Source organism: Campylobacter sp. CNRCH_2013_0855 (assembly GCF_025773025.1).
Taxonomy (GTDB): Bacteria; Campylobacterota; Campylobacteria; order Campylobacterales; family Campylobacteraceae; genus Campylobacter_D; species Campylobacter_D jejuni_C.
Genome location: NZ_JAKMTE010000010.1, coordinates 19,682 through 45,734 on the forward strand (window position 1 = coordinate 19,682; position 26,053 = coordinate 45,734).

28 protein-coding genes are annotated in these 26,053 nt (G+C 29.2%); 13 read left to right on the forward strand and 15 right to left on the reverse strand.

Annotation, left to right across the window (positions count from 1 at the left end; translation table 11 throughout):
• The first annotated feature begins 40 nt into the window (after window positions 1-40).
• The gene (gene dnaJ / locus L8X40_RS06355; protein WP_087700085.1) at window positions 41-1,162 is read left to right on the forward strand and encodes a molecular chaperone DnaJ; all 1,122 of its coding nucleotides are present in this window, start codon (window positions 41-43) and stop codon (window positions 1,160-1,162) included.
• Here the strand turns inward: dnaJ and L8X40_RS06360 are convergent.
• Genes L8X40_RS06360 through gatC form a run of 8 tightly spaced genes read right to left on the reverse strand, consistent with a single transcriptional unit; the run spans window position 1,159 to window position 7,385 of the window.
• Entirely contained in the window at window positions 1,159-1,941 is a 783-nt protein-coding gene (locus tag L8X40_RS06360) for a shikimate dehydrogenase (protein ID WP_263667548.1), read from the reverse strand. The two genes, dnaJ and L8X40_RS06360, sit on opposite strands and share 4 nt — an antisense overlap.
• The gene (locus tag L8X40_RS06365; RefSeq protein WP_263667549.1) at window positions 1,938-2,744 is read right to left on the reverse strand and encodes an SPOR domain-containing protein; all 807 of its coding nucleotides are present in this window, start codon (window positions 2,742-2,744) and stop codon (window positions 1,938-1,940) included. The genes L8X40_RS06360 and L8X40_RS06365 overlap by 4 nt, the downstream gene beginning before the upstream one ends.
• 19 nt (window positions 2,745-2,763) lie before the next feature.
• Window positions 2,764-3,309: a DUF1882 domain-containing protein gene (locus L8X40_RS06370; RefSeq protein WP_263667550.1), complete on the reverse strand. Its 546-nt coding sequence runs from the start codon at window positions 3,307-3,309 to the stop codon at window positions 2,764-2,766.
• Complete coding sequence (locus tag L8X40_RS06375; RefSeq protein ID WP_087700093.1) at window positions 3,306-4,547, reverse strand: serine hydroxymethyltransferase; 1,242 nt, start codon at window positions 4,545-4,547, stop codon at window positions 3,306-3,308. The genes L8X40_RS06370 and L8X40_RS06375 overlap by 4 nt, the downstream gene beginning before the upstream one ends.
• Window positions 4,548-6,050 carry a lysine--tRNA ligase gene (lysS, locus tag L8X40_RS06380; RefSeq protein ID WP_263667551.1) on the reverse strand — a complete coding sequence of 501 codons (1,503 nt, stop codon included), beginning with the start codon at window positions 6,048-6,050 and terminating at the stop codon, window positions 4,548-4,550. It abuts the gene before it with no gap.
• An 11-nt stretch (window positions 6,051-6,061) separates the two neighbouring features.
• Window positions 6,062-6,517 (reverse strand): Fur family transcriptional regulator, encoded by a 456-nt coding sequence (locus L8X40_RS06385; RefSeq protein WP_039617809.1) that lies wholly within the window; start codon window positions 6,515-6,517, stop codon window positions 6,062-6,064.
• Window positions 6,507-7,076, reverse strand: coding sequence for a CvpA family protein (locus L8X40_RS06390; RefSeq protein WP_087700098.1), 570 nt, complete (start codon window positions 7,074-7,076; stop codon window positions 6,507-6,509). Before L8X40_RS06390 ends, L8X40_RS06385 begins: the two co-directional genes overlap by 11 nt.
• Window positions 7,077-7,097: 21 nt before the next feature.
• Window positions 7,098-7,385, reverse strand: coding sequence for an Asp-tRNA(Asn)/Glu-tRNA(Gln) amidotransferase subunit GatC (gene gatC, locus L8X40_RS06395; RefSeq protein ID WP_039625566.1), 288 nt, complete (start codon window positions 7,383-7,385; stop codon window positions 7,098-7,100).
• 151 nt (window positions 7,386-7,536) lie between these two features.
• On the opposite strand from gatC, the gene L8X40_RS06400 reads away from it, so the two are divergent.
• From L8X40_RS06400 to pyk, 6 genes are all read left to right on the forward strand, one after another.
• On the forward strand, window positions 7,537-8,082 hold the full coding sequence (locus L8X40_RS06400) for a hypothetical protein (protein ID WP_087700100.1): 546 nt from the start codon (window positions 7,537-7,539) through the stop codon (window positions 8,080-8,082).
• A complete protein-coding gene (locus tag L8X40_RS06405; RefSeq protein WP_087700101.1) occupies window positions 8,079-9,074 on the forward strand; it encodes a hypothetical protein in 996 nt (331 codons plus the stop codon). The genes L8X40_RS06400 and L8X40_RS06405 overlap by 4 nt, the downstream gene beginning before the upstream one ends.
• 1 nt (window position 9,075) lies before the next feature.
• Window positions 9,076-9,408, forward strand: a complete 333-nt coding sequence (locus tag L8X40_RS06410) for a hypothetical protein (RefSeq protein ID WP_087700103.1) — start codon at window positions 9,076-9,078, stop codon at window positions 9,406-9,408.
• The gene (locus tag L8X40_RS06415) at window positions 9,395-10,018 is read left to right on the forward strand and encodes a type III pantothenate kinase (RefSeq protein WP_087700105.1); all 624 of its coding nucleotides are present in this window, start codon (window positions 9,395-9,397) and stop codon (window positions 10,016-10,018) included. Before L8X40_RS06410 ends, L8X40_RS06415 begins: the two co-directional genes overlap by 14 nt.
• 109 nt (window positions 10,019-10,127) lie before the next feature.
• On the forward strand, window positions 10,128-11,474 hold the full coding sequence (locus L8X40_RS06420; RefSeq protein WP_087700107.1) for an FAD-dependent oxidoreductase: 1,347 nt from the start codon (window positions 10,128-10,130) through the stop codon (window positions 11,472-11,474).
• Window positions 11,475-11,486: 12 nt separating this feature from the next.
• The gene (gene pyk / locus L8X40_RS06425) at window positions 11,487-12,938 is read left to right on the forward strand and encodes a pyruvate kinase (RefSeq protein WP_087700109.1); all 1,452 of its coding nucleotides are present in this window, start codon (window positions 11,487-11,489) and stop codon (window positions 12,936-12,938) included.
• 7 nt (window positions 12,939-12,945) lie between these two features.
• On the opposite strand, the gene gmhA is transcribed toward pyk, so the two are convergent.
• From gmhA to L8X40_RS06445, 4 genes are read right to left on the reverse strand one after another with little or no spacing between them, the layout of a single operon-like run.
• On the reverse strand, window positions 12,946-13,506 hold the full coding sequence (gene gmhA, locus L8X40_RS06430; RefSeq protein WP_087700111.1) for a D-sedoheptulose 7-phosphate isomerase: 561 nt from the start codon (window positions 13,504-13,506) through the stop codon (window positions 12,946-12,948).
• Window positions 13,496-14,869, reverse strand: coding sequence for a D-glycero-beta-D-manno-heptose-7-phosphate kinase (gene rfaE1 / locus L8X40_RS06435; protein WP_263667552.1), 1,374 nt, complete (start codon window positions 14,867-14,869; stop codon window positions 13,496-13,498). Before rfaE1 ends, gmhA begins: the two co-directional genes overlap by 11 nt.
• Window positions 14,862-15,815: an ADP-glyceromanno-heptose 6-epimerase gene (gene rfaD, locus L8X40_RS06440; protein ID WP_087700115.1), complete on the reverse strand. Its 954-nt coding sequence runs from the start codon at window positions 15,813-15,815 to the stop codon at window positions 14,862-14,864. The genes rfaE1 and rfaD overlap by 8 nt, the downstream gene beginning before the upstream one ends.
• Entirely contained in the window at window positions 15,812-16,327 is a 516-nt protein-coding gene (locus L8X40_RS06445) for a D-glycero-alpha-D-manno-heptose-1,7-bisphosphate 7-phosphatase (RefSeq protein ID WP_261545234.1), read from the reverse strand. The genes rfaD and L8X40_RS06445 overlap by 4 nt, the downstream gene beginning before the upstream one ends.
• A 129-nt stretch (window positions 16,328-16,456) precedes the next feature.
• Between L8X40_RS06445 and L8X40_RS06450 the strand changes: the two genes are divergently transcribed.
• Window positions 16,457-16,762, forward strand: a complete 306-nt coding sequence (locus tag L8X40_RS06450; protein ID WP_087700117.1) for a c-type cytochrome — start codon at window positions 16,457-16,459, stop codon at window positions 16,760-16,762.
• Window positions 16,763-16,773: 11 nt separating this feature from the next.
• Here L8X40_RS06450 and ccoS read toward each other — a convergent pair whose 3' ends face one another.
• Window positions 16,774-16,983 carry a cbb3-type cytochrome oxidase assembly protein CcoS gene (gene ccoS, locus L8X40_RS06455; RefSeq protein ID WP_087700119.1) on the reverse strand — a complete coding sequence of 70 codons (210 nt, stop codon included), beginning with the start codon at window positions 16,981-16,983 and terminating at the stop codon, window positions 16,774-16,776.
• A complete protein-coding gene (locus tag L8X40_RS06460) occupies window positions 16,980-19,325 on the reverse strand; it encodes a heavy metal translocating P-type ATPase (RefSeq protein ID WP_263667553.1) in 2,346 nt (781 codons plus the stop codon). Before L8X40_RS06460 ends, ccoS begins: the two co-directional genes overlap by 4 nt.
• Before the next feature lie 175 nt (window positions 19,326-19,500).
• On the opposite strand from L8X40_RS06460, the gene rho reads away from it, so the two are divergent.
• Window positions 19,501-20,805 carry a transcription termination factor Rho gene (rho, locus tag L8X40_RS06465; protein WP_087700123.1) on the forward strand — a complete coding sequence of 435 codons (1,305 nt, stop codon included), beginning with the start codon at window positions 19,501-19,503 and terminating at the stop codon, window positions 20,803-20,805.
• Between the two features lie 2 nt (window positions 20,806-20,807).
• Complete coding sequence (locus L8X40_RS06470; RefSeq protein ID WP_263667554.1) at window positions 20,808-22,340, forward strand: DNA polymerase III subunit gamma/tau; 1,533 nt, start codon at window positions 20,808-20,810, stop codon at window positions 22,338-22,340.
• Here L8X40_RS06470 and L8X40_RS06475 read toward each other — a convergent pair.
• The gene (locus tag L8X40_RS06475) at window positions 22,337-24,427 is read right to left on the reverse strand and encodes a TonB-dependent receptor domain-containing protein (RefSeq protein WP_263667555.1); all 2,091 of its coding nucleotides are present in this window, start codon (window positions 24,425-24,427) and stop codon (window positions 22,337-22,339) included. The genes L8X40_RS06470 and L8X40_RS06475 overlap by 4 nt on opposite strands.
• Before the next feature lie 155 nt (window positions 24,428-24,582).
• Between L8X40_RS06475 and exbB the strand changes: the two genes are divergently transcribed.
• Genes exbB through L8X40_RS06490 form a run of 3 tightly spaced genes read left to right on the forward strand, consistent with a single transcriptional unit; the run spans window position 24,583 to window position 26,046 of the window.
• A complete protein-coding gene (exbB, locus tag L8X40_RS06480; RefSeq protein WP_039625543.1) occupies window positions 24,583-25,014 on the forward strand; it encodes a TonB-system energizer ExbB in 432 nt (143 codons plus the stop codon).
• A complete protein-coding gene (gene exbD, locus L8X40_RS06485; RefSeq protein WP_087700129.1) occupies window positions 25,007-25,396 on the forward strand; it encodes a TonB system transport protein ExbD in 390 nt (129 codons plus the stop codon). Before exbB ends, exbD begins: the two co-directional genes overlap by 8 nt.
• Window positions 25,393-26,046 carry an energy transducer TonB gene (locus tag L8X40_RS06490; RefSeq protein ID WP_263667556.1) on the forward strand — a complete coding sequence of 218 codons (654 nt, stop codon included), beginning with the start codon at window positions 25,393-25,395 and terminating at the stop codon, window positions 26,044-26,046. Before exbD ends, L8X40_RS06490 begins: the two co-directional genes overlap by 4 nt.
• Window positions 26,047-26,053 lie beyond the last annotated feature (7 nt).

Here is a 26,053-nt window from a genome sequence, read left to right on the forward strand (position 1 = left end):
TGCTAAAATTACAATATTAATTTTTCAAGAGAGGAAAAAAGTGGAACTTAATTACTATGAAATACTAGAAATTTCTCAAACTTCAGATAAAGAGACCATAAAAAAAGCTTATAGAAAAATGGCATTAAAATATCATCCTGATAGAAACCAAGGAGATAAAGAAGCGGAAGAAAAATTTAAACTTGTTAATGAAGCCTATGAGGTGCTTAGCAACGATGAAAAAAGAAGCATATACGATAGATATGGGAAAGAAGGGCTTAAAGGACAAGCAAGTGGATTTGGCGGTTTTGGAGATGTTGATTTAGGAGATATATTTTCAAGCTTTTTTGGAGAAGGATTTGGTTTTGGCAGTTCAACACGTAAAAAGGAAAAAGAAAACAAATACCCCCATGACTCAAAGATAACAACAAAAATTAATTTTAAAGAAGCTGTGTTTGGTTGTAAGAAAAAAATTGATTTTACCTATAAAAGTTTTTGTAAATCTTGCAAAGGAAGTGGCTCAGAAAATGGAAAATTAAATACTTGTTCTCATTGTGATGGGAAAGGTCAAGTTGGTATTAGGCAAGGCTTTATGACCTTTGTACAAACTTGTGATCATTGTAAAGGTAGCGGTCAAATTATAAAAGATAAATGCAAAATATGTCATGGTAATGGTTATGAAGAAATTAAAGATTATATAGAACTTGATATACCAGAAGGTATAAATAGCGGTATGAGTCTTAGAGTGCAAAACAAAGCCAACGAGCTTCCAAATTATTCTCAAAGAGGTGATTTATATATCAAAATCATTGTAGAAGATGATGATAAATTTATCAGACATGATGATGATATCTATACTATAGTACCTGTATTTTTTACTCAAGCTGCTCTTGGAAAAACTATTAAAGTTTCTACCATAAGAGGAGAAGCTGATCTTAAGCTTCCAATAGGTGCAAAAGATAAGCAAAAATTTGAATTAACCAATGAAGGTGTTAAAAATATTCACAATGGAAAACTTGGTTCGCATATTGTACAAATTGAAATAAAATTTCCAAAAACTCTCACCGAAGAACAAAAAAATCTATTGTTACAACTTGAAAAAAGCTTTGGCTTGGCAGATGAAGAAGCTTTTATAGAACAAGAAAGCTTGTTTGATAAAATCAAATCCTGGTTTAGTCATTAAGGAAGTTTTAAAGCCATCTCCATGGCTTTAAAAATTTCTTCTGTTTTTTGACATTCCAAAAACAACTCAAAAGCAAAAACACCTTGCCATAAAAGCATTTGTGTACCATCTTTTATTTTCAAGCCATTTTCTCTTGCTAATTTTAAAAAAGGTGTATTTTTACCATAAATCACATCAAAAGCATATTTGGCTTGTTGAAAAACACCTTTTAAAATCTCTTCTTGACAAGGTAATTTTTCATCATTTAAGCCTGTGCTAGTTGTATTAATAATTAAATCAAATTTTTCATTTAAGTCAAGTTGATCATATAAAAAACACAGATAATTACTTAAATTTTCAAACCTAGCATTAGAGCGATTTGCTATTGTGACTTTAATATTCTTAGATTTTAAAGCATATGCCAAAGCCTTGGCTGTACCTCCAGCACCCAAGATCAAGGTATTTTCAACAGAAGAAAAATCTTCAATCGCTTTTAAAAATCCTAGATAATCTGTATTATAAGCATAAATTTTATTATTTTTATTCAATAAAGTATTAGCAGAGCCTATATGCATAACGCTTTCATCTTTAAAATCAGCGATTTCGCAAGCTACTTCTTTAAAAGGTATGGTAATATTAGCCCCATCTAACTTCTGAATAGTTTCTTTTAATTTTGTTTTATCTTTTAGGTGACATCTTATATAAACTGCATCCTTTTTGAGAGCTTGTAAGGCATTATTATGCATTCTTGGGGATTTAGAATGCATAATAGGATCGCCTATAACTGCAAAAGTTTTCATTTTACTCTAAATGTAAAAGCACCTTTTGCAATTTTAGAACGTACTTTTTCTAATTCAGTCTTTAATTCACTTTCTTTATAAGGCCCAACTAAAACTTTTGTTAACTCTTTACCATTTACTGTTGTTTTATAAATTTTGTAATCATATCCATTTTCTTTAAGTATATTCAATTCTTTTGATTTAGGATCCAAACTATTTAAAGAAAAAACTTGAATATACGCACCTACAGGAAGTTGCGTTTGAACACTTGGAGTTTTTATACTCTCAAACAATTCATTTGTATTGCTTTGCTCTGGAGCTTTTGGCTTTTCAACTACATTATTTTTTGGTTTTTCAGAAGGTTTTTGAATTGGTTTTTCTATAGATTTTTCTACAGGCTTAATCTCTTCTTGTTTTTCTTCTACCTTAGTTGACTCTTCTTTTGATTCTACTGTAGCAATTTGATCTAACACACTATTATTTGGAACTTCTTGCTTTTCCTCTATAGTAGTATTTGTATCAACCAAAGAGCTTTCTTCTTTTAATTTTCTAGCCAAAGCTTCAAATTCATCTTCTTCTTTAGTACTATCTGTAATAGGTAAAGAATTAAAATTATTTTCATAAGCAGCTTGCTCTTGTGGTTCTGATGGCATTTGCAAAGTTTTTTCTTCACCTGGATCATTAATTAGCTTCATTACTATCATAACAACTAAAAATACAATGATTAAAATAATCGATCTAAATAAAATTTTTTTGAGTTTTTCGCTTTTATTGCTTTTTTGCAAAATAATATCATCAAATTCGTTTTTATTGTTTTCTTCCATTTTTCATCCTTTCAAAAAATTACATATGTTTAGACCAAGAAGCACCGCGTTCTTTTTGATAAACTTCATAGGGTAGGGTTAAAATATTAAATTCTCTAGGTATATCCATACTAGGAAAAACTTTCCACTCTACAGGCATTTTTTGAGAAAAAAGTAAAGATAATTTTGAACCCAAAGAACAAGCCTCATTAAAGGTTGTATGTCCTTTATGGATATATAAATGCAAATGATTATTAGCTCTTGTTCTATAAGCAGTAAAATTAATAAAACCTTCTTCTCTTAAAATAAGTTGTGCTCTATGCCAAAAACGCTCCGCATTAAAACCATTATAATCAAATACAATATTTTCAACTTTATCAAAACTATTGATCAAAGAATGTGCCACGATTATCTTTTTTTCCATATGCTCTTGTATAACACTAGCAGTTAATGGAGCATTGACTTTCTCAAATTTGTCAAAGAAAATTCTACCCTTGTATTCGTATTTATTTACTATAGTATCACGCTTTATATAATAATGGCTTGTAACCATTTTAATTAAAGCTAAATCCATTGTTGTAATCAAAATAAAGCCCTTTCATAAATAATAAAATTACTTGCTAAATCCTTCAGTTTAACCTTGATTTCTTCTTGTAATTTAGTATTTTGTATATCATCTAAAATATCAGCTATATAATTTGCAACAGTAGCAATTTGCTCTTCTTTAAAGCCTCTTGCCGTTAAAGCTGCTGTCCCAAGTCTTAAACCACTCGTTACAAAAGGACTTCTAGTTTCACCTGGAACAGTATTTTTATTAGCTGTAATACCTGCTCTTTCTAGCGCTAAATCTGCATCCTTACCGCTAAATTCTTTATTTAAAAAACTTAATAAAATCAAATGATTATCAGTGCCACCACTTACTAAATCATATTTTCTATCTATTAAAACTTGTGCTAAAGTAGCAGTATTTTTAATAATTTGCTTAGCATAAATTTTCCACTCATCGCTTAGGTTATATTTAAACCCAACAGCCTTAGCAGCAATTACATGCATTAGTGGACCACCTTGAATACCTGGGAAAATTGCAGAATTTATCTTTTTAGCAATTTCTTCATCATTACACATAATAATCCCACCCCTTGGACCTCTTAAAGTTTTATGTGTAGTAGAGCTTACAACATGAGCATAAGGGAATGGACTAGGATGCTCGCCTGCTACAACTAAACCTGCAATATGTGCAATATCAGCAAACAAGTACGCACCAACCTCATCTGCTATTTCCCTAAATTTAGCAAAATCAATCACTCTAGGATAAGCACTAGCACCACAAACAATAAGTTTTGGCTTAACTTCTTTTGCTATCTCTCTCACTTTATCATAATTAATTCTTCCATCAAGCTCAACTCCATAAAAAAAGCTTTCATAAACCTTTCCAGAAGAACTTACTTTAGAACCATGAGTTAGGTGTCCTCCATGGCTTAAATCCATACCCAAAATTCTATCACCAGGATTTAATAATGCCATATACACACCCTGATTTGCTTGTGAACCTGAACTAGGTTGTACATTGGCAAAATTACAATTAAAAAGTTTTTTACATCTTTCTATAGCAATCGTTTCAATCTCATCTACAAATTCACATCCGCCATAATATCTTTTACCAGGATAGCCTTCTGCATATTTATTTGTTAAAATGCTACCCATTACCTCCATAACTTCTGGTATGGTAAAATTTTCACTTGCTATCATTTCAAGACCATCGCATTGTCTTGCTAACTCTTTTTGGGTTAAATCAAAAATTTCTTTATCAAATTTTTCCAACATTTACTCTCCTTTTATCTCATTTTTAAGTGATCTCATAGCTGGGAAAAGTACTACATCACGAATTGATTTTTTATTAATTAAAAGCATAACCAATCTATCTATTCCTATACCTTGACCTGCGGTTGGCGCCATAGCATAACCTAGCGCATTAACAAAATCTTCATCCATTTCACATGCTTCTTCATCGCCTGCATTTTTTGCTTCAATTTGCTTTAAAAATCTCTCATATTGATCTAGTGGATCATTAAGCTCATTAAATCCATTAGCAATTTCTCTACCTGCGATAAACAACTCAAATCTTTCAGCAATATCTTTGTCTTTATCACTTCTTCTAGATAAAGGACTTATAGAAATAGGAAAATCTATCACAAAAGTAGGATTAATCAATTTATCTTCAACATAATTATCAAAAAGTTCAGCTTGCAAATGACCTAATTCTAATTTTTCATTAGCTTCAAAGCCGTCTTTTTTTAGCTTTTCTAAAATCAATTCTTTATTGTTAATAAGCTCATCATCTAAACCACCATATTTTTTTAATGCATCTTTATAAGTAATTCTTTCAAATGGCTTAGAAAAATCAATTATTTTTTCATCAAATTCAAGTTTTTTATCCAAATTTAACTTATCTAAAAGCATAGCAAAAAGCTCTTCTGTTAAATCCATTAAATCATGATAATTATGATAAGCCCAATAAAACTCGATTGTAGTAAATTCAGGATTGTGCGTTAAATCCATTCCTTCATTTCTAAAACATCTATTAATCTCATAAACCGCCTCAAAACCGCCTACAATCAAACGTTTTAGATATAATTCTGGGGCAATTCTTAAAAATCTTTCCACGCCCAAAGCATTGTGATAAGTCACAAAAGGCTTTGCATTTGCTCCCCCTGCAATAGGATGCATCATTGGTGTTTCAACTTCCAAAAATCCTTTATTATCAAAAAAAGATCTAATATAAGAAACAATTTTGGAACGCAAAATAAAATCTTTTCTTACCTCACTATTCATAATCATATCAAGATATCTTTTTCTATATCTTTGCTCAATATCTGTCAGTCCATGATATTTTTCCGGTAAAGGCACTATGGCTTTTGTAGCTATTTGAATTTGTTCTACATGAAGACTAAATTCTCCTGTTTTAGTCATAAAAGGAAAACCTTTAACCAAAACAATATCCCCTACTTCAAGATATTTTTTCAAAATAGCAAAGTATTCTTCCCCTAAAATGTTTTGATTAAAATAAATTTGTAAATTATCTTGCTCATCTTCTATATTAGCAAATACCGATTTACCAGCTATTCTAAGAAGTTTTAATCTTCCTGCTAATACTCCATGAGCATTTTCATCGCGCTGATTTTCCATATCTTTAACGTAAGCAAATTTAACCTTATACTCATCTATACTCATTTCTTTTTTTAAAAAATGCGGATAAGGGTTGATTCCTAGTTCTTTTAGTTCTTGCGCTTTTTGAATTTTTTGTTGCTCTAAAATATTATCAAACATTAAATATACCTTTATTTTTTACTACATTGTGGACATAGACCATAAAGTTGCATTAAATGTCCTGTTAATTTAAAATTATATTCTTTTGCGATTAACATTTGTTGTTGTTCGATAATAGGATTTTCAAATTCTACAATCTCACCACAACTTTTACAAATTAAATGATCATGATGAGGTTTATTTGCAAGTTCAAATTTCTTTCCTGAAGCACCAAAAGATATAGAAGTAGCCATACCTGATTCTTCTAATAAATTTAAAGTTCTATAAACTGTTGCAATGCCTACATTTAATTCGGGATTTTTTTGCTTTATTTCTACATATAGACTTTCTGGAGTATAATGCATATCACTATTATATAAAGTTTTTAAAAGCACCTCTCTTTGCTTGGTATATTTTAGGCCATTGTCTTTAAGTGTTTTTTTAAAACGCTCAAGCAAAACATCGTATTCTATATTTTCAATTTGCATTGTCTACCTCCGAATTTAGACTTATATTAGAATCTATAAGTTGTTCTTGTATTTTATCTAAACCATTTTGAGTAAAATTAGTATTCATTATATATTCACCTGTTTTTCTAAGTAAATCCAAGGTTTGACTATTTTTTGCATATTTTTCTAAACTTGAATTTAAAAATTCTATATTATTAATGCAAGCCACCAAAATAGCAAAAATTAAAAATATTTTAGCACTACCAAATAAAAATCCACCAATACGATCTATAAAACCAAGACCACTCATGCTAAACATTTTTGATAATATATTTCCCAAAGCCATACATGCTATCCATATCACAATCAATAAAGCTAAAAAACCTGCAAAAATTGCAAGATTTTCATTTTCAATTGCATAAAAATTATTATTGATAATTTCTGCTACTTCTTTAGCATATCTTGAAGCAAGTAAAACCCCACCAACTATACCTAACAAGCCAAAAATTTCTTTAAATAAACCACTTACTAAACCTTTCAAGCCTAAAATCACAGTTAAGCCCAAAACAAATACATCAAACCACGAAAAATTTTCCATCTACACTAAACTCCAAATATTTTATTCAATTATTTTAGGAACTATAAAAAATCCATCTTGAGAATTTGGAGCATGCTTACTAATTACATCAAATACTTCAGATTTTATACTTTCATCTAGTCTAAATGGCGTTCCACCTTTTGTAGTGCTTGTCATAGCTTCCACATCATCAAGTTTTAATTCATCTAATTTTTCTACAAAATTAACAATTTGACTTAATTGTTCTTCTAATTCTTGTCTTTTCTCATCAGCAATTTTTAAAGCACTTAGCTTTTCAAGTTTAGTCAATAATTTATCATCAATTTGCATGATTTACCTTAATTTTTAATTTATATCCAAGAAAACTCTTTTTAGATTAAAAATTATAACATAAAATCATTTATTTTTTCATTTTTATATGTTACAATTATAGACTTAAAAACAATAAATAATATTTATTCTTGCTAAAAAAAGGGAAAATATGGCTTTAAAAGAAAACTTAAAAGCAGTCCAAGAAGAATTAAGCTCTCAAGAGCAAATGATGGAAAATTTTATTAAATCCGAACGCTTTATAAAAAAATACAAATACTATTTCATTGCAATTATTGTGCTTTTAATTGCATATTTTGGTGGAAGTTATTTTTATAATCTAAAACAAGAAAGTAATATTCAAGAAAGTAATATAATTTTTAATAATTTATTAAAAAATCCTTCAGATCAAAAATTACTCAAAGAATTAAAACAAAAAAATGCAAATTTATATACCATATTCATCATGGGTCAAAACAATCAAGATCTTAACCAAACTTTAAATCTTAATATAGATCCTTTGTTAAAACAAATAGTACTTGCTCAAAATAATCAAAAGTCAGAATTTTTAAAAGATTATAATACCTTGCTAGCAGGTTTTGAATTTCTAAAACAAAATGATTTTAAAAATGCAGATATAGAATTTAATAAAATACCTATAAATTCTCCCTTATGGCAGATTATTACAAGCTTAAAACATTACCAAGGAATAAAATGAAACACTTTTATTTATTTATTATCACTTTAATATTTTTTAGTGCTTGTGGCACAAAAAGAGAGTATTATCAACCAACACAAACAGAACAACTTCCTTATAGTTCTCAAAATGTTAACGGTAAAATTATCAATTTCAATAATAATATAGCACAATTAAGCAATAATTCCTTTGTAGATAGCATGGGTAATATTATTAATTTTAAGTTAGATAAAAATTATCATATCCTAAATGCGTATTTAGAAGAAATCATCATAGCTGATGATAATGGAAACTTTAAAATCTTAAATTTACAAGGCGAAGAATTATTTTCTCATAAATTTAACGAAAGTGTGGTAAGCGCTAGTATAGATGGAGATGATATAGCTTTGGTTTTAGCTAGTAATACCTTAGTATATGCAAATAAAAACCTTGGTATCAGAATGCTTCAAAACTTAGGCACATCCTATGCTCAAGATAGTCGTTATGCTAATCCTTATTTTTTAAATACTATTATAATATATCCTATGCTTAATGGAAAATTAGCTATACTTAACAAAAGCACATTAAAAGTTAGCAAAGAGATTTTAGTAAGCAGTGAAGAGTTTTTTAACAATATTATTTATCTTCATGTAAAAAATGATACAATGGTTGCCGCAACAGCACAAAAAATCATTGTTGTCACTCCAAATAGAACCTTATATTTAAACGAAAATATTAAAGAAGTAAATACCAATGATAATGAAATTTTCATACTTACAAAAGATGGAAGAATTCTTAAAAATGATTATAATCTTAGAAAAATTGATGAAGTAAAATTTCAATTTGCTCTATTTTCTAAAAGTACCTTATATAACAACTCTTTATATATTTTTGAAAAAACAGGCTATTTAATTAAACTGAATACAAATTTAAAAGATTACATAGTATATCCACTCAATGAAGCTGTTGATGAGAAAAGTTTTATGGTTAATGGTAAATTTTTCTATCAAAATAAATTTTTGCAATTAAACTAAAATGAATCAAGAACTTAGTGATATTCTTATAAAACATGGGATTATTTTAAAAAACACTAAGTCTTTAGATATTCATGTTTTTAGCAAAAAGAAAAAAACAATTTGCATTTATGGAGAAAATACAAGTAAGCAATACTGCTTAATTTTATTTTCTTTTGCGAAAAGTAAAATTTTAACAAAAGAATGTCTAGAATTTGAAAGTATTTTTCAAAATATAAACCAAACTCTAAATTTAAATTTCAAAAATTATTTTATTTTTCATCAAGCTTTAATTTGCTCAAAAGCAAAAGAATATTTAGCTACCAAAGGGATTAAAAGCTATGCTTTTATGTGATATTGGCAATACAACCGCAAGTTTTTTAAACGAGCAAAAATTTCATTCTATGAGTATAGAACAGTTTTTACAATATGAGCCAACACAGAAAGTATTTTATATCAATGTTAATCCAAATTTAGAGCAAAGATTGAAACAAAATCCCTTATTTATCAATCTTGCTCCATATTTTAACTTTGATACTATTTATGATAATTTAGGGGTCGATAGAATAGCAGCTTGCTATACTATAGAAGATGGTGTTGTAGTTGATGCGGGTTCTGCAATCACTGTAGATATTATCTCTAATTCTATTCATCTTGGCGGATTTATTCTTCCTGGTATTGAAAGCTACAAAAAATCTTTTTCTAATATTTCATCACGTTTAAAATATGAATTAAATACCCAAATAAATTTTGATGCTTTTCCCCAAAGAACTGTTGATGCTTTAAGTTATGGTGTATTTAAAAGCATATATTTACTCATAAAAGATAGTGCATATGGTAAAAAATTGTATTTTACCGGCGGTGATGGACAATTTCTCGCAAATTTTTTTGACTATGCTATTTATGATAAATTTTTAATTTTTAGAGGTATGAAAAAAGCTGTTTGTGAAAATTTTATACTTTAAAATTTATTTCTGCACCCCCACTCTTAAAATTATAAGCTTTATTTAAACTCAAAACAACTATATTTTGATATCATTAGCAAAAGTAAACATACAAAAGGAATTGACAACAATGGATCAAAAACATTTTGATACCGTAGTAATTGGCGGTGGGATTTCTGGTGCTGCGGCATTTTATGAGCTAGCTAGATATACAAATATTCAAAGTATTGCTTTATTAGAAAAATATAATAATGCCGCAACTTTAAATAGTCATAGCACAAGCAATTCGCAAACTATCCACTGTGGCGATATAGAAACAAACTATACCTTAGAAAAAGCAAAAAAAGTCAAAAAAACTGCAGATATGATTGTTAAATACGGTCTTTTGCAAAATGCACAAAATAAATTTATGCACTCACACCAAAAACTTGCACTTGCAGTTGGAGATAAAGAATGCGAGTATATGAAAAATAGATATGAAGAATTTAAAGAATTATATCCTTATATTAAATTTTATACCAAAAATGATATTAAACAAATAGAACCCAATGTTGTCTTAGGTGAAGATAGCATCAATGATAGAGCAGATAATATAGTAGCTATGGGTGTAGAAGAAGGTGAAATTTACACCACGGTAGATTTTGGATTAATGAGTCAAAATCTTATAGAACAAGCTTGCAAACAAGGTAAAAATACCCATGTAGCTTATAATCAAGAAGTTGTTTTTATAGAAAAAAAAGATGATATTTTTTATATAAAAACAAGAGATTTTAAAGAATATAGTGCAAAATCGATTATAGTAAATGCGGGAGCGCATTCTTTATTTTTAGCACATAAAATGGGCATAGGATTAGATAAATCTTGCTTTCCTGTTGCAGGAAGTTTTTACATGGCAAAAAGAAAAATTTTAAATGGTAAAGTTTATATGGTACAAAATCCAAAACTCCCATTTGCAGCGCTACATGGTGATCCTGATTTATTAGCTAATATGAATACGCGCTTTGGTCCTACTGCTTTAGTTATCCCTATGCTAGAAAGATATCATGGCTTTAAATCACTACCTGAATTTTTCAAAACATTAAATTTGGATATGAATGTAGTTAAAATTTGTTTTAATCTTTTTAAAGATTCTACTATTAGAAATTATATTCTTTATAATTATTTGTTTGAAATTCCTTATATCAATAAAAGACTTTTTGTAAAAGATGCCAAAAAAATAGTTCCTAGTTTAAAAACAGATGATATTTACTATGCTAAAAACTTTGGCGGAGTACGCCCTCAAGTGCTTGATAAAAAAGCAGGAGAACTAATGCTTGGCGAGGCAAGCATCACTGAAATTCCAGGTATAATTTTCAATATGACACCAAGTCCAGGTGCTACAAGCTGTCTTGGTAATGGCTATAGAGATGCAAAACTTATTTGTCAATACTTGGGTGCTAATTTTAATGAGGATTTATTTACTAGCGAACTACTATAAAAAGGATAAGAAATGTTAAAAAAAACAAAAATAGTTGCAACGATTGGGCCAGCAAGCGAAAATGAGGCTACAATAAGACAAATGATTATTAATGGAGTGAATGTTTTTCGCTTAAATTTTTCACATGGAACCCATGAGTATCATAGTAAAAACTTAACTACTATTAGAAAAGTAGCAGCTGAACTTAATGCAAGAATTGGAATTTTACAAGATATTAGTGGGCCAAAAATTAGAACCTTAAAGATTTCAGAAGCTTTTGAGCTAAAAAATGGAGATAGACTAGACTTTTACAAAGATACTTTTGAAGGTGAAAAACTTTCTAATGAACATTATAAGGTCTGTATTAATCATCCTGAAATTCTTTCTATGCTAAAGGTTGGGGAATATATCTACCTTTGTGATGGCTCTATAAAAACTAAAGTTATACAAGTTGAAAAAGATTTTATCCAAACCCAAGTAGAAAATAGCGGGGTGCTTAGCTCAAACAAAGGAATTAATTTTCCAAATACAAAAATCAATATCGATGTTATCACTCAAAAAGATAAAGACGATCTTGCGTGGGGTATTAAAAATGATGTTGATTTTTTAGCCATATCTTTTGTGCAAAATGCTCATGATATTGATGAAGTTAAAAAAATACTTGATGAAAATAATGCTAAAATTGCTATTTTTGCAAAAATAGAAAAATTTGATGCTGTTGAAAATATTGATGAAATCATAAATTGTAGCGATGGGATAATGGTTGCAAGAGGAGATTTAGGTATTGAAGTGCCTTATTATAGAGTGCCAAATATACAAAAACTCATCATTAAAAAAGCCAACGAGGCTAATAAACCTGTCATTACTGCTACTCAAATGCTTTTTTCACTTGCAAAATCAAAAACTGCCACAAGAGCTGAAATTTCAGATGTTGCTAATGCAGTACTTGATGGTACTGACGCAGTTATGCTTAGCGAAGAAAGTGCAGTGGGGATTGATCCGGCAAATGCAGTTGATATTATGACTCAAACTATCATTGAAACAGAAAAAAATTATCCTTATGAAAAATTTGAAAATTTTAAATGTTTTAATGAAACTGATATCATTGCTAAATCAAGCACGCAACTAGCAACCGATTTAAATGCAAATGCAATTTTTACCATCACAAGTAGTGGCGCTTCTGCAGTTAAAACAGCAAGATATCGTCCAAAAATGGATATCATAGCTATTACTCATTCTAAAAAAGCTTTAAATTTTTTAAGTATAGTTTGGGGAGTTCAACCTGCTATACTAATAGAAAAACATGAAAATTTAACAGAGCTTTTAAGCAATTCTGTAAAACTTGGAGTTGAAAAAGGCCTTATGAAAAAAGATGGAGTTTACACTCTTACCGCAGGATTTCCAGTAGGTGTCGCAGGAAGTACAAATTTAATTAGAATTTTACAAAAAGATCAAATTGAATATTATTTAAGTTTGGGAAAATAACCCAAACTTAATATTCTTCTTCTATCAAATCACATAAGCAGTGTATAATTAAAATATGCATTTCTTGGATTCTAGCCGTATCATCACTTGGAATGACTATATTGTATTCACATAATGCATTCATCACTCCACCACCCTTTCCACTAAGCCCTATACACTTAGCACCAACTTCCTTGGCTTTTTCAAAAGCTTTGATCACATTTGGACTTTTTCCACTAGTAGAAATTCCAATCAATACATCATTATTATTAGCTAAAGCTTCAACTTGTCTTGAAAAAACAAATTCAAAACCATAGTCATTTCCTATAGCACTTAAAGCAGAAGTATCAGTGCTTAGAGCAATAGCAGCTAAAGCTTTTCTTTCTTTTTTATATCTTCCGCTAAGTTCAGCTGCAAAATGTTGGCTATCTGCAGCGCTTCCACCATTTCCACAAATTAAAATTTTCCCACCTCTTTTCAAACACACTTTTAACTCTTGAGCAATCATAGCAATTTGCTCTTTTAAATTCAAACTTTGTTCTAAAATTTTTTGATGTTGAATAAATTCCTTTTCGATTTTATTTATCATTTGCAATCCTATTAATTATATTAGTAGTACTAAATCCATCTTCAAAGTCAATCAATTCTACTTTTTTTACTAAATTTGAACCCACCACTTCTTTGTCTTTATAATCAGCTCCTTTAACCAACACATCGGGTTTTAAAAACTCTATTAATTCATAAGGAGTATCTTCATTAAAAATCACTACATAATCTACAAAATACATGCTCGCAAGCATACATGCACGTTGAAACTCTAAATTTATAGGTCTTGAGTTTCCTTTTAGTCTTTTTATGCTTTCATCTGAATTTAAACCTACAACTAAGACATCTCCTAATTTTTTAGCTTTTTCAAGATATTTTATATGGCCATAATGCATAATATCAAAACAACCGTTGGTAAAAACTACTTTTTGATTTTGCATCAATTTTATAAGTTCTTCTTTGCTTTTAATTTTATCTTCAAAAGAAGCTTTTTTTAGGTTTTTTATCTCTTCTAAACTTACACTCACACTTCCTACTTTTGCTACTACAACAGCTGCTGCATCATTTGCTAGCTCGCACGCTTTTACAATATCAACTTTTAAAGCCAAAGCATAAGCAAGCATAGCTATAACACTATCTCCAGCTCCTGTTACATCATAAACCTCCAAAGCTTTTGCAGGAATAATATGTAATTTTTCATCAAAAAGCGCTATTCCTTCTTCAGATAAAGTTATAATAGAATAGGTTAGATTTAAATCATCTTTTAATTTTTTTAAAGCTTTTTCTAAATTATCAATTTTTTCTACACCCAAAGCTTGAATAGCTTCTTTTTTATTTGGAGTTAACAAGGTTGCATTTTGATATTTACTAAAATCACTTCCTTTTGGGTCAATCAAAATAGGTAAATTTAAAGTATTTGCATATTCTATCAAAGCCTTTGTAACTTTTGAAGTTAAAGCTCCTTTAGCATAATCACTCAGAATAATCGCATCATAATCTTTTGCGATTTTTTTATACTCTTGAATAATTTCATCTTCTAATTTAGTATCAAAATCATTCTCATTATCAAGTCTTAAAACTTGCTGAGAATGTGATAAAACCCTGCTCTTAAGAGGAGTTTTTCTGCCTTTTTCTACTAATAATTTTGCATTTAAATTCTCTTTTAAAAATCTCCCACTCTCATCATCACCCACAAGTCCTAGAGCAAAAACCTCAGCGCCAAGACTTTTTAAATTTGCATATACATTACCAGCTCCACCTAGTCTTTTATCTTCTTTTTGTGATTTCATCACCATTACAGGAGCTTCTGGGGAAATTCTAGTGCAATCACACCATATATAATGATCCACCATAAAATCCCCAACAACTAAAATTTTTGGCTTTTTAGAACTTAAAAAATCAAGCATTCACTTCCTTTTCATAAAGTCTTTTAATCTCATCTAAATAATCTTTTATACCCTCTTCAAGACTAAATTTAGCTCTATACGAAAAGCTCTCATCTAGTTTTGCTTGGGTATGGAATTGATAAGCGTTTTTATAAGGATTAGAAATATATTCACAAGGATAATTAGTATTTAATTCTTTTTGTAAAATATCAACTATATCTTGAAAAGTTCTTGCCTTGCCTGTAGCTACATTATAAATTCCACTTTTTGCTTCTAAAGCTTGCAAATTTGCACTCACAACATCTTTAATATACACAAAATCACGATAAATTTGATCGCTTCCTTCAAACAAACGCGGACTTTTACCCGCTAAAATTTGATGTCCAAATTGCAAAATCATAGAAGCAGTGCTATTTTTAAAAAATTCTCCCTTACCATATACATTAAAATATCTAAGCCCGACTATATGTATTTTATCAAAGTATTTTTTTGCTAATTTATCCATCATTAGCTTTGAAAACGCGTAAGGGTTTTTAGGGGCTTCACTTAAATTTACAGTTTGTGGGCTTGGAGCATCTCCATAAACTGAAGCCGAACTTGCATAGATTAGTTTTGCATTAAGCTCCAAAGCAAGTTCTATAAAATCTTTAAAAGTGTTTAAATTAGTCTTTAAAACTTTATTTTGATCATAAACAGTTGTATCTGAAATTGCAGCCTTATGAAAGATCACATCAGGTTTAAAAGCTTTTATAACTTTTAAAGTTTTTTCATCATTAATATCACCTACATAAAGCTCACCTTCAAAATCTAAAATATTCTTAAAATGACCAAAACTTTCTAAATTTCCATTTTCAAAAGTAGCGCTTGAGCGCATTTTATCTACAATTAAAACTTCATGTTTATCTTGAAGTTCTAAAGCAAGTGCAGAGCCTATAAAACCTGCTCCACCTGTTATCACTATTTTCATTTTCTATCCTTTAAATAATGCAAAAACTCTTTTAAAGTTTTAAATACTTTATAATTTTCATCATCATTATAATTTTCATTGATTAAAAATAGATTTTTTATACCAGCATTAATTCCAGCTTGCATATCACTTAAATTATCCCCTATAAAAAAAGATTGAGAAAAATCTATATTAAATTCTTTTTGTGCTTTTAAAAACATACCAGGTTTTGGTTTACGACATTCGCAATTTTCTAGATGTGGGCAGTGATAAATTTTTTCTATTTTAATATTTCTTTTTAAAAACTCACCTAACATATATGAACTTAAAATTTCAAAATCTTTTTCACTATAATAAGCCCTTGCAATACCTGATTGATTAGTAGCTACAAAAATTAAAAAATTTTGCTTTTGAAAAAATTCGCAAAGTTCAAAAATACCATCACAAAATTCAAAATCACTGATCTTATGAACATATTTTTTATCAGTATTTATAATACCATCTCTATCTAAAAATAATGCCTTAGTTTCCATAAAAAAATTATAATGTATTTTTTTTAAGATTTTATAATTTATCAAGTAAAAAAGTTTTTTAAGCGACTTTAAATAAAAAAAGCTTATAATTAAACACATTTTATTTTCAATTTATATAGGAGTGATATAATGAAAAAGCTACTTGTTTTATCAGCTTTAGCGTGTCTTGGTGTTTCAGCTTTTGCTGCAGATGGTGCTACACTTTATAAAAAGTGTGCAGTATGTCATGGTGCTAAAGCAGATAAAGTTTATCTTAACAAAGTTCCTGCTTTAAATACTTTAACTGCAGCTGAAAGATTACAATACATGAAAGATTATGCAGCAGGTAAAAGAAATGCTTATGGTCAAGGAGCGATCATGAAAATTAATCTTAAAGGTTTAACAGAAGCAGATTTTAAAGCAATTGAAGATTATATCGAAAGCTTAAAAAAATAATTTAACAGCCTTTATGGCTGTTTTTTGTTCTTTTCTAAAGCTTCTTTTTTTCTTTTTTCTAAAATCACTGCATCATTTAAAGCGTCTTCACTATCATTTAAAATAGTAAATTTATAATCATCATCAAATTGCTTATTCTTTATACCCCAAAGCAAAGCACAAATTGCCAAAAATAAAGCAATCAAAGAAACACCTATCATCATCATTAAAACACCATTCATTTTTTAATCCTTAAAGCATTTAAAATCACTATTATACTACTAAAAGACATCGATAAAGCCGCAATTAAAGGATTGATCAAACCAAAAAAAGCTAAAGGCATGCTCAAGGCATTATAAAATAAAGAAAAAGCTAAATTTTGTTTAATAATTTGATAAGTTTTTTTAGCTATTTGTATAGCCTTTTGTAAGCTTTTTAGGTCGTTTTTTAACAATATAATATCACTATTTTCCATAGCAAGCTCAGAACCTTCTTTTAAAGAAACCCCAACACCTGCATAAGAAAGTGCTAAAGCATCATTTACCCCATCTCCTACCATTAAAACCTTACTTGTTTGATTTAAGTTGGCTATTGTTTGCATTTTGTCTTCTGGCATACATGAAGCTTTGAAATTATTTATTTTTAATTTTTCGGCCACCTTACTCACAGCAGGTAAATTATCACCACTTAACATATAAATTTGCATTTTGCATTCTTTCATAAATTCAATCAACTCTTCAGAACTTTCTCTCATACTGTCTTCTAATTCAAAAACTGCTAATATAATTTTATTTTTAGCAAATATAAAATGCGTGGTTTGAAATTCTTGTACTTGCATATGATTTTCTTTAAAAAATTTCTCATTTCCTCCCAAAAATTCATCTTTACCCAAAAAAGCTTTATAACCTCTTGCTTGAAAATTTTGAACTTTTTCAAATTCTATTCTACTATCAATTTTTTCATCCAAAAATTTCAAAATACTTTTAGCTACTGGATGGTTAGTTAGGTGTAAGAAATTTAATAACTCATTTTTATCTAACCTTTCATCCAAAAAGCTTTTTTTAACTTCCAAACTAGCCTTTGTCAAAACCCCTGTTTTATCAAATACAGCCACATTACACTTACTCAAATCTTCTACAACACCTGCTTCTTTAAATAAAATTTTTTCTTTCAAACCAGCACTAATTGCCACTAAAGAACCCACCGGAGTAGCCAAAGCCAAAGCACATGGACAAGCTATGATTAACACAGAAACCATACGTATCATAGCCTCCTCAAAACCTAAATTTAATACAAAAAAAGTAAAAGCAAAACACAGCACAGCACAAGTTAAGATAATAGGCGAAAAATACTTACTTACTTGTTGCACTATTTTTTCTATTTTAGCTTTTTTTGAACTTGAGTTTTCGAGTAAATTAATAATTCTAGCTAATTTAGAATCCTTATAAAGTGCATTTGCCTTATATAAAGCATTCCCGCTTAAAACCAAAGAAGCAGAATAAATCATATCATCTTTTTGCGCATCAAGCGGTAAACTCTCTCCGCTTAAACTAGACATATCCAAGCTAATATTACCACTAATACACACTCCATCTATTAAAACCCTATCGCCTTCTTTTAACTCTATAATATCTCCTATTTGCACTTCTTCTATATCAATATTTTCTATTTTGTCATTTTTTAATACCCTTACTTCATTACTTAAAAATGATCGTAAATGATCAAGCGTATCAAGAGCTTTTTTCTTACTTAAAAGCTCTAAGTACTTTCCTATAAAAACAAAACAAATAATCATCGCCACAGAATCAAAATACACTTGCGAAGCTCTTGAAAACATCGCCCACACTGAATATATATAAGCTAAACTTGCTCCACTAATTACCAAAGTGTCCATATTAACATTTTTAAATTTTAAAGCATAATAGGCATTTTTATAAAAGATCGAGCCTGTGTAAAAAAGCACAGGAGTGCAAAGTAAAAATTCAGCAAAATGCAAAATATCTTTAGTATCAGCTTCCATGCCACTAAAAAATCCAGCATACTTAGCTACAGATATCCACATGATATTCATCACGCAAGCTATGGCAACTATTAATTTTGCATAAAAATCTCTTTTGGTTTGAGTTGCTCTTTGTTCATTCTTTGTAGGCAAATACACACTAGCTTTATAACCAATACTTTCTATACTTTGGATAATTTTTGCTAAATTTATACTTTTTTCATCAAAAACAATTCTAGCTTTATGAGTAATAGAATTAATATCAACTTCTATCACTCCTTCGCTTTTAATGAGGATTTTTTCATTAAGCCAAACACAAGCAGCACAGTGAATTTCTTCTATAAGTAAAAAAATCTCACTAAAACCTTCTTTGGTTTTTTGTATGTATTTTTCATAATCTTTAACATTGTGTTCTATTATCGCAGGGGTTAGGGTTTGATTGCCAAGTTTTTCATAAAATTCTTCTAAATTATTTTCTTGCAAAATCTCATAAACACTCTCACAACCCTTACAACAAAAATAATTTCCATTTTTTTCTATCATTTGATCTTGTCTAAAGCTTAATTGGCAGTGTTTGCATTTCATCTTATACTTTCTTTAATAATTTTTTACAATATTTTATCATTTTTTTAAAATCACTATTTTAAAAATTATTTACAAAGCTATATTATAATTTTAAAAATTTGACAAAAAAGCATTTTTTTGAATAAAATCTCTTATTTATTATTAAATACTACATTTTCTACATTTTAGAGGATACATGGAAAATACAAAAGAAAAAAAACAACATCAAAGAACACACGTTCCAGTGGAAGGTTACAAGATAGAAGATTTAAAGTTGCTTGATCTAGAAAGCTTAGTTAAAATCGCCAATGAAGCAGAAATAGAAAATCCAAGAGAATTTAGAAGACAAGATCTTATTTTTGAAATTCTAAAAGCACAAACCAAAAAAGGTGGCTTTATACTCTTTACGGGGATTTTAGAAATTTCACCTGAAGGCTATGGCTTTTTACGTGGAATGGATTCAAATTTAAGTGACAGTGTAAATGATGCTTATGTATCAAATTCACAAATTCGCAAATTTGCTCTGCGTGTTGGAGATATAGTTACTGGTCAAGTTAGAGAACCAAAAGATCAAGAAAAATACTACGCTTTATTAAAAATCGAAGCGATTAATTATCTTCCATTAAAAGAAGCCAGAGAAAGACCTTTATTTGACAATCTTACTCCAATTTTTCCAACTGAAAAAATCAAATTAGAATACGATCCTTTAAAACTAACAGGTAGAATGCTTGATCTATTTGCTCCTATAGGAAAAGGTCAAAGAAGCTTAATTGTGGCACCTCCAAGAACTGGTAAAACTGAGCTAATGAAAGAACTAGCTACTGCTATTGCTAAAAATCACCCAGAGGCTCATTTGATTGTACTTTTGGTAGATGAGCGTCCTGAAGAAGTTACAGATATGCAAAGATGTGTTAAAGGTGAGGTTTTTAGCTCAACTTTTGATTTACCTGCTTATAATCATGTTAGAGTAGCTGAACTTGTTATAGAAAAAGCAAAAAGAATGGTAGAAACAGGTAAAGATGTTATTATTTTGCTTGATTCTATTACAAGATTAGCAAGAGCTTATAACACTGCCACACCAAGTAGTGGCAAGGTTTTAAGTGGTGGGGTTGATGCAAATGCCTTACATAAACCAAAACGCTTTTTTGGTGCAGCTAGAAATATAGAACATGGTGGCTCATTAACCATCATAGCAACTGCTTTAATAGAAACAGGCTCAAGAATGGATGAAGTAATTTTTGAAGAATTTAAAGGCACGGGAAATAGTGAAATCGTTCTTGATAGAAATATTTCAGACAGAAGAATTTATCCTGCAATTAATATCATAAAATCAGGTACTAGAAAAGAAGAATTACTTCAAGGTGTTGAAAAACTTCAAAAAATTTGGGCAATTAGATCAGCTATTTCACAAATGGATGATATAGAAGCTTTAAAATTCTTATACTCTAAAATGCTAAAAACTAAAAGCAATGAAGAGTTATTATCTATCATGAATGAGTAGCAATGCTTCAAGCTCTTGCTGTTAAATACAGACCAAAAAATTTCAATGAACTTATAGGGCAAAATACTGTTTCTACAAGCTTAAAATATGCTCTTGAAAATAACCGTTTAGCACATGCTTATTTATTTTCAGGATTACGCGGAAGCGGAAAGACTTCAAGTGCAAGAATTTTTTCAAGAGCCCTAGTATGCGAAAATGGACCAAGTGCTAATCCTTGTGGGGAATGCTCTCAATGCTTATCTTCGCTTAATGGTTCTAATATAGACATTATAGAAATGGATGCAGCAAGCCATAGAAGCTTAGAAGATATACAAGAGCTTATCGAGCAAGTTAAATACGCTCCATCTTTAGCTAGATTTAAAATTTTTATTATCGATGAAGTGCATATGCTCACCCCGCAAGCTGCAAATGCTTTGCTTAAAACCTTAGAAGAGCCACCAAGTTATGTAAAATTTATACTAGCAACAACCGATCCTTTAAAACTTCCTGCCACAGTTCTTTCAAGAACGCAGCATTTTAGATTTAAGCAAATTTCTACTCATGATATCTTAAATCATCTTGAGTGGATTTTAGAAAAAGAAAATATTAGTTATGAAAAAGAAGCTTTAAAACTCATTGCAAGAAGTGGAAATGGTTCTTTAAGAGATACCCTAACCTTGCTAGATCAAGCCATAGTATATTGTCAAAATGATATACAAACACAAAAAATCACCGCTATGCTAGGCTTTTTAGATCCAGCTAAAATTGAAGAATTTTATCAAGCTATTTTAGCTAATGATAAAGATAAAGTTCTTGAGTTTTTAAAAGAATTTGAAGATTATGAGGCAAGTAATGTCATTGATGAGATGATATTTTTTCTAAAAGAAGCATTTTTTGCCAAAAACAATCTTTTTTCTATGTTAATTTATGAAAGATTTTTTAGAATTCTTTCACGTGCTAAGACTATGTTAAATTCTAGTGATGATGATAGTTTTGTACTTTGCGTTATGGCTTTCATGCTTATAGAGGCAACTTATCTAAAAGGCATTGATGAGGCTATTAAAAGCTCAAAACAAGATAACACGCCAAGTCCAAAACAACAAGAAATTCCTTCTATTCAACAAACTCTTAAAGAAGAAAAGCTTAGTCCTTATGAAAATCTCTTAAAAGCAATATATAAAAGAGATTATGACTTAGCTGAAGTTTTCAAAAAAACCACGCAGTTTATTTCTTTTGAAGGTAATATTTTAAGTATTAGTTCACATGCTAAAGATGATGATAGAATGGTTTTAAACAATGGTTTTAAATTAATCAAAACATTACTTCATGAGCTTTTTGGAGAAAAAACACAAATTAAAATTCAAAAAATAGAAACCATAGATACTCAAAAACTACAAGATATATTCAAAACCCCTATAAAACAAGAAGTAAAAAGCACTCCAAATTTAAATGAGCATTTTGAAAATTTTAAAAAAGACGCTAAAAAATATGATCCTAAAGATGAAACCAAAGAAGCTCTTAACAAGCTCTTTGGTCCTCCGACAATACAAAATTAAAAACTACCATTGATTGAAATATAAATTCTTCTTCCCTCTTCTATGCGATTATAAGTATTTACCCAAACATCTTTGCCATCACTCTTATAAGAATCCCAATCATTTGTAAAACTTTTATCAAAAAGATTATAAATTGCTGCATTAATGTTCCATTTTTTATTAATATCATAACGCACACCCATAGAAGCTAGAAAGACATCTTGATAATATTCTCTATTAATATTTGTATCACCCATATAACGATCTATTTGCCATTCACCTTTTACCCATGGAGTGAATTTATTGAAGATATTATAACTTGCTTTTAACATGATATTGTGTTTTAAACTATCAATTTCTGGTTTTCCTATCACAGCCTTATCTTGTGCATCTTTTACTTCACTATCAAGATAAGTATAAGCTAGATCTAAATTTAAATGCTCTATAGGAGTAATCCCCGCTCCAAGCTCTATACCTTTGTATTCAACCTTGCCATGATTAATCGCTTGATAGCATGTATCAGCCTCGCATTTTCCAATACCCGAAATCATACTATCTTTGCCGAATTTTTGACTAGAAATTTTATCTTTAAAATTTGTTAAAAAGCCAGTTGCTGAAATATAAAATAAATCATTATTATAAACAGCAGCTAGTTCATAATTAAGCGAGGTTTCTTCTTTTAAATTCGGATTTCCATACATAGGGTACTTACCCTGTCCGCTATAATTATAAGCACCAGCTATCAATCTATTAGCATATGGGGTTCTAAAGCCTGTTGAAACACCACCTTTTAAAGTAAGTTCGCTGGTGGGATTATAAACCAAATAAGCTCTTGGAGAAATATTATTTCCAAAAATTTCATGATAATTATATCTTGCACCAAAAGTAAATCTTAAATCATCTCTTATACTATACTCATCTTCTGCAAAAAAAGCTAATAAATACTGATCAAAATTAGTAGGATTAGCGATTTTATCTTGCATTTTTTCAAGTCTATATTCACCACCCACGCTTAAAATATGGCTTCGACCTAAAGGAATAACTGATTTTGTATCTAAAATAATATCTTCAGCAACTATATTTCTATTTTGTCCTAAAAATGGTTGTGTTTTTTGACCAACCACTTCGCGTCCATCATTACTTACACGATTATACTGCAAGGTAGAAGTAATCGAAAAATCTTCATACACACCCTCATGACTTAGGTAAGTTACCAACTTATCTACTTGCATAGTGTCTGTATAGCCACCTGTTAAGGCCCCATTATCACCAGATGGTTTAGTCAGCGTTCCTAGTTGTCCTTTTTTATTATCATAATGATTTCTTGAAAAATCAATATCAAATATCAAAGTATTATAATCATCTACTAAATAATTTAACCGAGTTCCTAAGTTAAAATTATTTGCTTTTGTAGGACTTTGTGCTTGATCACCTTGCACTCTTTGTCCACTTCCATTGCTAAATTCAACATTAGATTGTTCCCTATAAAACTCTCTAAAACGTAAAGTTAATCCTAGGCGATCATTCATCAATGGACCACTTGAATATATACTTGTGCCATAAGTATCACCCCATTCTTTATGTGCATTAAAAATACTATCTAGACTAACTGATGTTTCCCATTTATCACTTACTTTTTTTGTGATGATATTTACAACACCACCTAAAGCTTCAGATCCATATAAAGTACTCATTGGTCCTTTGATTACTTCTATTCTTTCTATGCTAGAAATTGGAGGTAGGAATGAATTTGAAATTTCATTAAAACCATTAGGCCCGACTTCTCCGCCTATCCCTTGACGGCGCCCATCAATTAAAATTAAAGTATATCCAGTAATACCTCTCATGGTAATATTATAAGATCCAGTTTTTCCTTTGCTAGCAAATAAATCCACACCAGGAATATCAGCAATAGCTTCGGCAACATCTCTATAAGGCTTACTTTCCAAATCTTTTTTGCTAATCACATTTATAGTGGCAGGGGCTTCTTTAATATCTTGAGAAAAACCAGAAGCACTTACTATGGAGCTATCTAATAAAACTTCTTGTGATAAAGCATTACAGACCAAAAAACTAGCAACACAAAATGATAAACAATGTTTTTTCATTATTTCCTTTCTTGTAAATATATTTTCAAAACTGGAATATTATGATAATAATTATTAATTTAAAATAAATTTATTGTATCAATTATGATAATTGTTATTAATAAAAAATTTAACTTTTAGTAATATAATCACAAAAAATTTAAAATGAGGATATGATGGAATTTTTAAAAACTTATATTGATTTAATTATATTTGTAGTTTTAGGGATAATGGCATTTATTGCTATATGGTGTACTATAGAACGTATATTGTTTTTTAGAAAAATTAAACTAAATGATTATCAATGTCAAGAAAAATTTGATGATGCAATTAGTGAAAATCTTACTATGCTTTATATCATTTACACTAATGCTCCTTATGTAGGACTTTTGGGAACTGTAGTGGGGATTATGATTACATTTTATGATATGGGTGCAAGTGGGAATATTGATGTTAAATCTATTGTTATTGGTTTATCACTAGCCTTAAAGGCTACTGCTTTGGGAATTTTAGTTGCCATTCCTTCTTTAATGGCTTATAATGGATTGCTTAGAAAAATATCAACCTTGAGTAATGCATATCGTATTTTTAAGGATAAAAATGCTTAAATTACCAAAAAATGAAGGTTTAAACATCATTCCTTTTATAGACATAATGCTTGTTTTACTAGCTATTGTTTTAAGCATATCCACTTTTATCGCACATGGTGAAATCAAAATCAATCTACCACAAAGCGAAAATTCAAATTCCATAAATGAAAACAAGGACAAAGTGAGTATTTTGATTGATAAAGAAAATAAATTTTATATCGATGGAAAAGCAATCTCCCTAGAAGAAATAAAAGTAAAATTTGACACTATAGATTCTAAAACCTTAGTGGAATTAAAAAGTGATAAAGAAGCAAAATTTGAAAGTTTTGTAAAAATTATTGATATTTTAAAAAATAAAAATCATGAAAATTTTCAAATTTTAACAGAGCAAAAAAGATGAAAACATTTATAAATAATCATAAAAATCAGTCATTTTTTATCACTTTATTTCTCTTTTTACCTTTATTTTTTGTTTTTATTTATACTAAGAATTTTTTACATATACAACATAGCTCTTCAAAAGAAGAAAAATTTAATATAGCTACAAAACAGTTTTTACAAGATTCTCCTAAAGCAAAAACCGAACAGCCTAAACAAGAAAAAATAAAAAAACTAGAACAAACGAAAGAAAAATCTGTTATTCAACCTAAAAAAGTAAATACTTTAACTAATACCAAGATAACAAATCAATTAAATGAAGAAATAAAACCTCAAAAAACTTTAACCCAAGAAAAAAATACTCCAACAACTTCTCAAGAAAGCATATCTTTAACTAATAACAATGAACTTTTAAAAGAAGTCAAACAAGCTATAGATGAAGCTTTAATCTATCCTAGACAAGCCAAAAAAATGCGAATGAGTGGTGAAATTTTAGTAGAATTCACATGGACTAAAGATAAAAATCTATTAAACTTAAAAATATTAAAACCATCAAAATATAAATTATTGAACGATAGTGCCTTAGAAACTATACGTATAGCGTCTAAGAATTTTCCACAATATGAAAAAACTTTTCATATAAGAATACCCTTAATATATAAAATAAACTAAGCAAAAT

What these genes read in the sequence shown, in the direction of transcription:
- L8X40_RS06490 (WP_263667556.1), top strand. Translation starts at nt 25,393, where the DNA reads ATGAAAACATTTATAAATAATCATAAAAATCAGTCATTTTTTATCACT.
- L8X40_RS06385 (WP_039617809.1), bottom strand. Translation starts at nt 6,517, where the DNA reads ATGCAAATTGAAAATATAGAATACGATGTTTTGCTTGAGCGTTTTAAA.
- gatC (WP_039625566.1), bottom strand. Translation starts at nt 7,385, where the DNA reads ATGCAAATTGATGATAAATTATTGACTAAACTTGAAAAGCTAAGTGCT.
- ccoS (WP_087700119.1), bottom strand. Translation starts at nt 16,983, where the DNA reads ATGAATGGTGTTTTAATGATGATGATAGGTGTTTCTTTGATTGCTTTA.
- exbB (WP_039625543.1), top strand. Translation starts at nt 24,583, where the DNA reads ATGGAATTTTTAAAAACTTATATTGATTTAATTATATTTGTAGTTTTA.
- L8X40_RS06375 (WP_087700093.1), bottom strand. Translation starts at nt 4,547, where the DNA reads ATGTTGGAAAAATTTGATAAAGAAATTTTTGATTTAACCCAAAAAGAG.
- rho (WP_087700123.1), top strand. Translation starts at nt 19,501, where the DNA reads ATGGAAAATACAAAAGAAAAAAAACAACATCAAAGAACACACGTTCCA.
- L8X40_RS06390 (WP_087700098.1), bottom strand. Translation starts at nt 7,076, where the DNA reads ATGGAAAATTTTTCGTGGTTTGATGTATTTGTTTTGGGCTTAACTGTG.
- L8X40_RS06415 (WP_087700105.1), top strand. Translation starts at nt 9,395, where the DNA reads ATGCTTTTATGTGATATTGGCAATACAACCGCAAGTTTTTTAAACGAG.
- rfaD (WP_087700115.1), bottom strand. Translation starts at nt 15,815, where the DNA reads ATGAAAATAGTGATAACAGGTGGAGCAGGTTTTATAGGCTCTGCACTT.
- L8X40_RS06410 (WP_087700103.1), top strand. Translation starts at nt 9,076, where the DNA reads ATGAATCAAGAACTTAGTGATATTCTTATAAAACATGGGATTATTTTA.
- rfaE1 (WP_263667552.1), bottom strand. Translation starts at nt 14,869, where the DNA reads ATGCTTGATTTTTTAAGTTCTAAAAAGCCAAAAATTTTAGTTGTTGGG.
- L8X40_RS06360 (WP_263667548.1), bottom strand. Translation starts at nt 1,941, where the DNA reads ATGAAAACTTTTGCAGTTATAGGCGATCCTATTATGCATTCTAAATCC.
- L8X40_RS06365 (WP_263667549.1), bottom strand. Translation starts at nt 2,744, where the DNA reads ATGGAAGAAAACAATAAAAACGAATTTGATGATATTATTTTGCAAAAA.
- lysS (WP_263667551.1), bottom strand. Translation starts at nt 6,050, where the DNA reads ATGTTTGATAATATTTTAGAGCAACAAAAAATTCAAAAAGCGCAAGAA.
- L8X40_RS06460 (WP_263667553.1), bottom strand. Translation starts at nt 19,325, where the DNA reads ATGAAATGCAAACACTGCCAATTAAGCTTTAGACAAGATCAAATGATA.
- L8X40_RS06405 (WP_087700101.1), top strand. Translation starts at nt 8,079, where the DNA reads ATGAAACACTTTTATTTATTTATTATCACTTTAATATTTTTTAGTGCT.
- L8X40_RS06445 (WP_261545234.1), bottom strand. Translation starts at nt 16,327, where the DNA reads ATGGAAACTAAGGCATTATTTTTAGATAGAGATGGTATTATAAATACT.
- L8X40_RS06475 (WP_263667555.1), bottom strand. Translation starts at nt 24,427, where the DNA reads ATGAAAAAACATTGTTTATCATTTTGTGTTGCTAGTTTTTTGGTCTGT.
- exbD (WP_087700129.1), top strand. Translation starts at nt 25,007, where the DNA reads ATGCTTAAATTACCAAAAAATGAAGGTTTAAACATCATTCCTTTTATA.
- L8X40_RS06420 (WP_087700107.1), top strand. Translation starts at nt 10,128, where the DNA reads ATGGATCAAAAACATTTTGATACCGTAGTAATTGGCGGTGGGATTTCT.
- pyk (WP_087700109.1), top strand. Translation starts at nt 11,487, where the DNA reads ATGTTAAAAAAAACAAAAATAGTTGCAACGATTGGGCCAGCAAGCGAA.
- L8X40_RS06400 (WP_087700100.1), top strand. Translation starts at nt 7,537, where the DNA reads ATGGCTTTAAAAGAAAACTTAAAAGCAGTCCAAGAAGAATTAAGCTCT.
- gmhA (WP_087700111.1), bottom strand. Translation starts at nt 13,506, where the DNA reads ATGATAAATAAAATCGAAAAGGAATTTATTCAACATCAAAAAATTTTA.
- L8X40_RS06470 (WP_263667554.1), top strand. Translation starts at nt 20,808, where the DNA reads ATGCTTCAAGCTCTTGCTGTTAAATACAGACCAAAAAATTTCAATGAA.
- L8X40_RS06450 (WP_087700117.1), top strand. Translation starts at nt 16,457, where the DNA reads ATGAAAAAGCTACTTGTTTTATCAGCTTTAGCGTGTCTTGGTGTTTCA.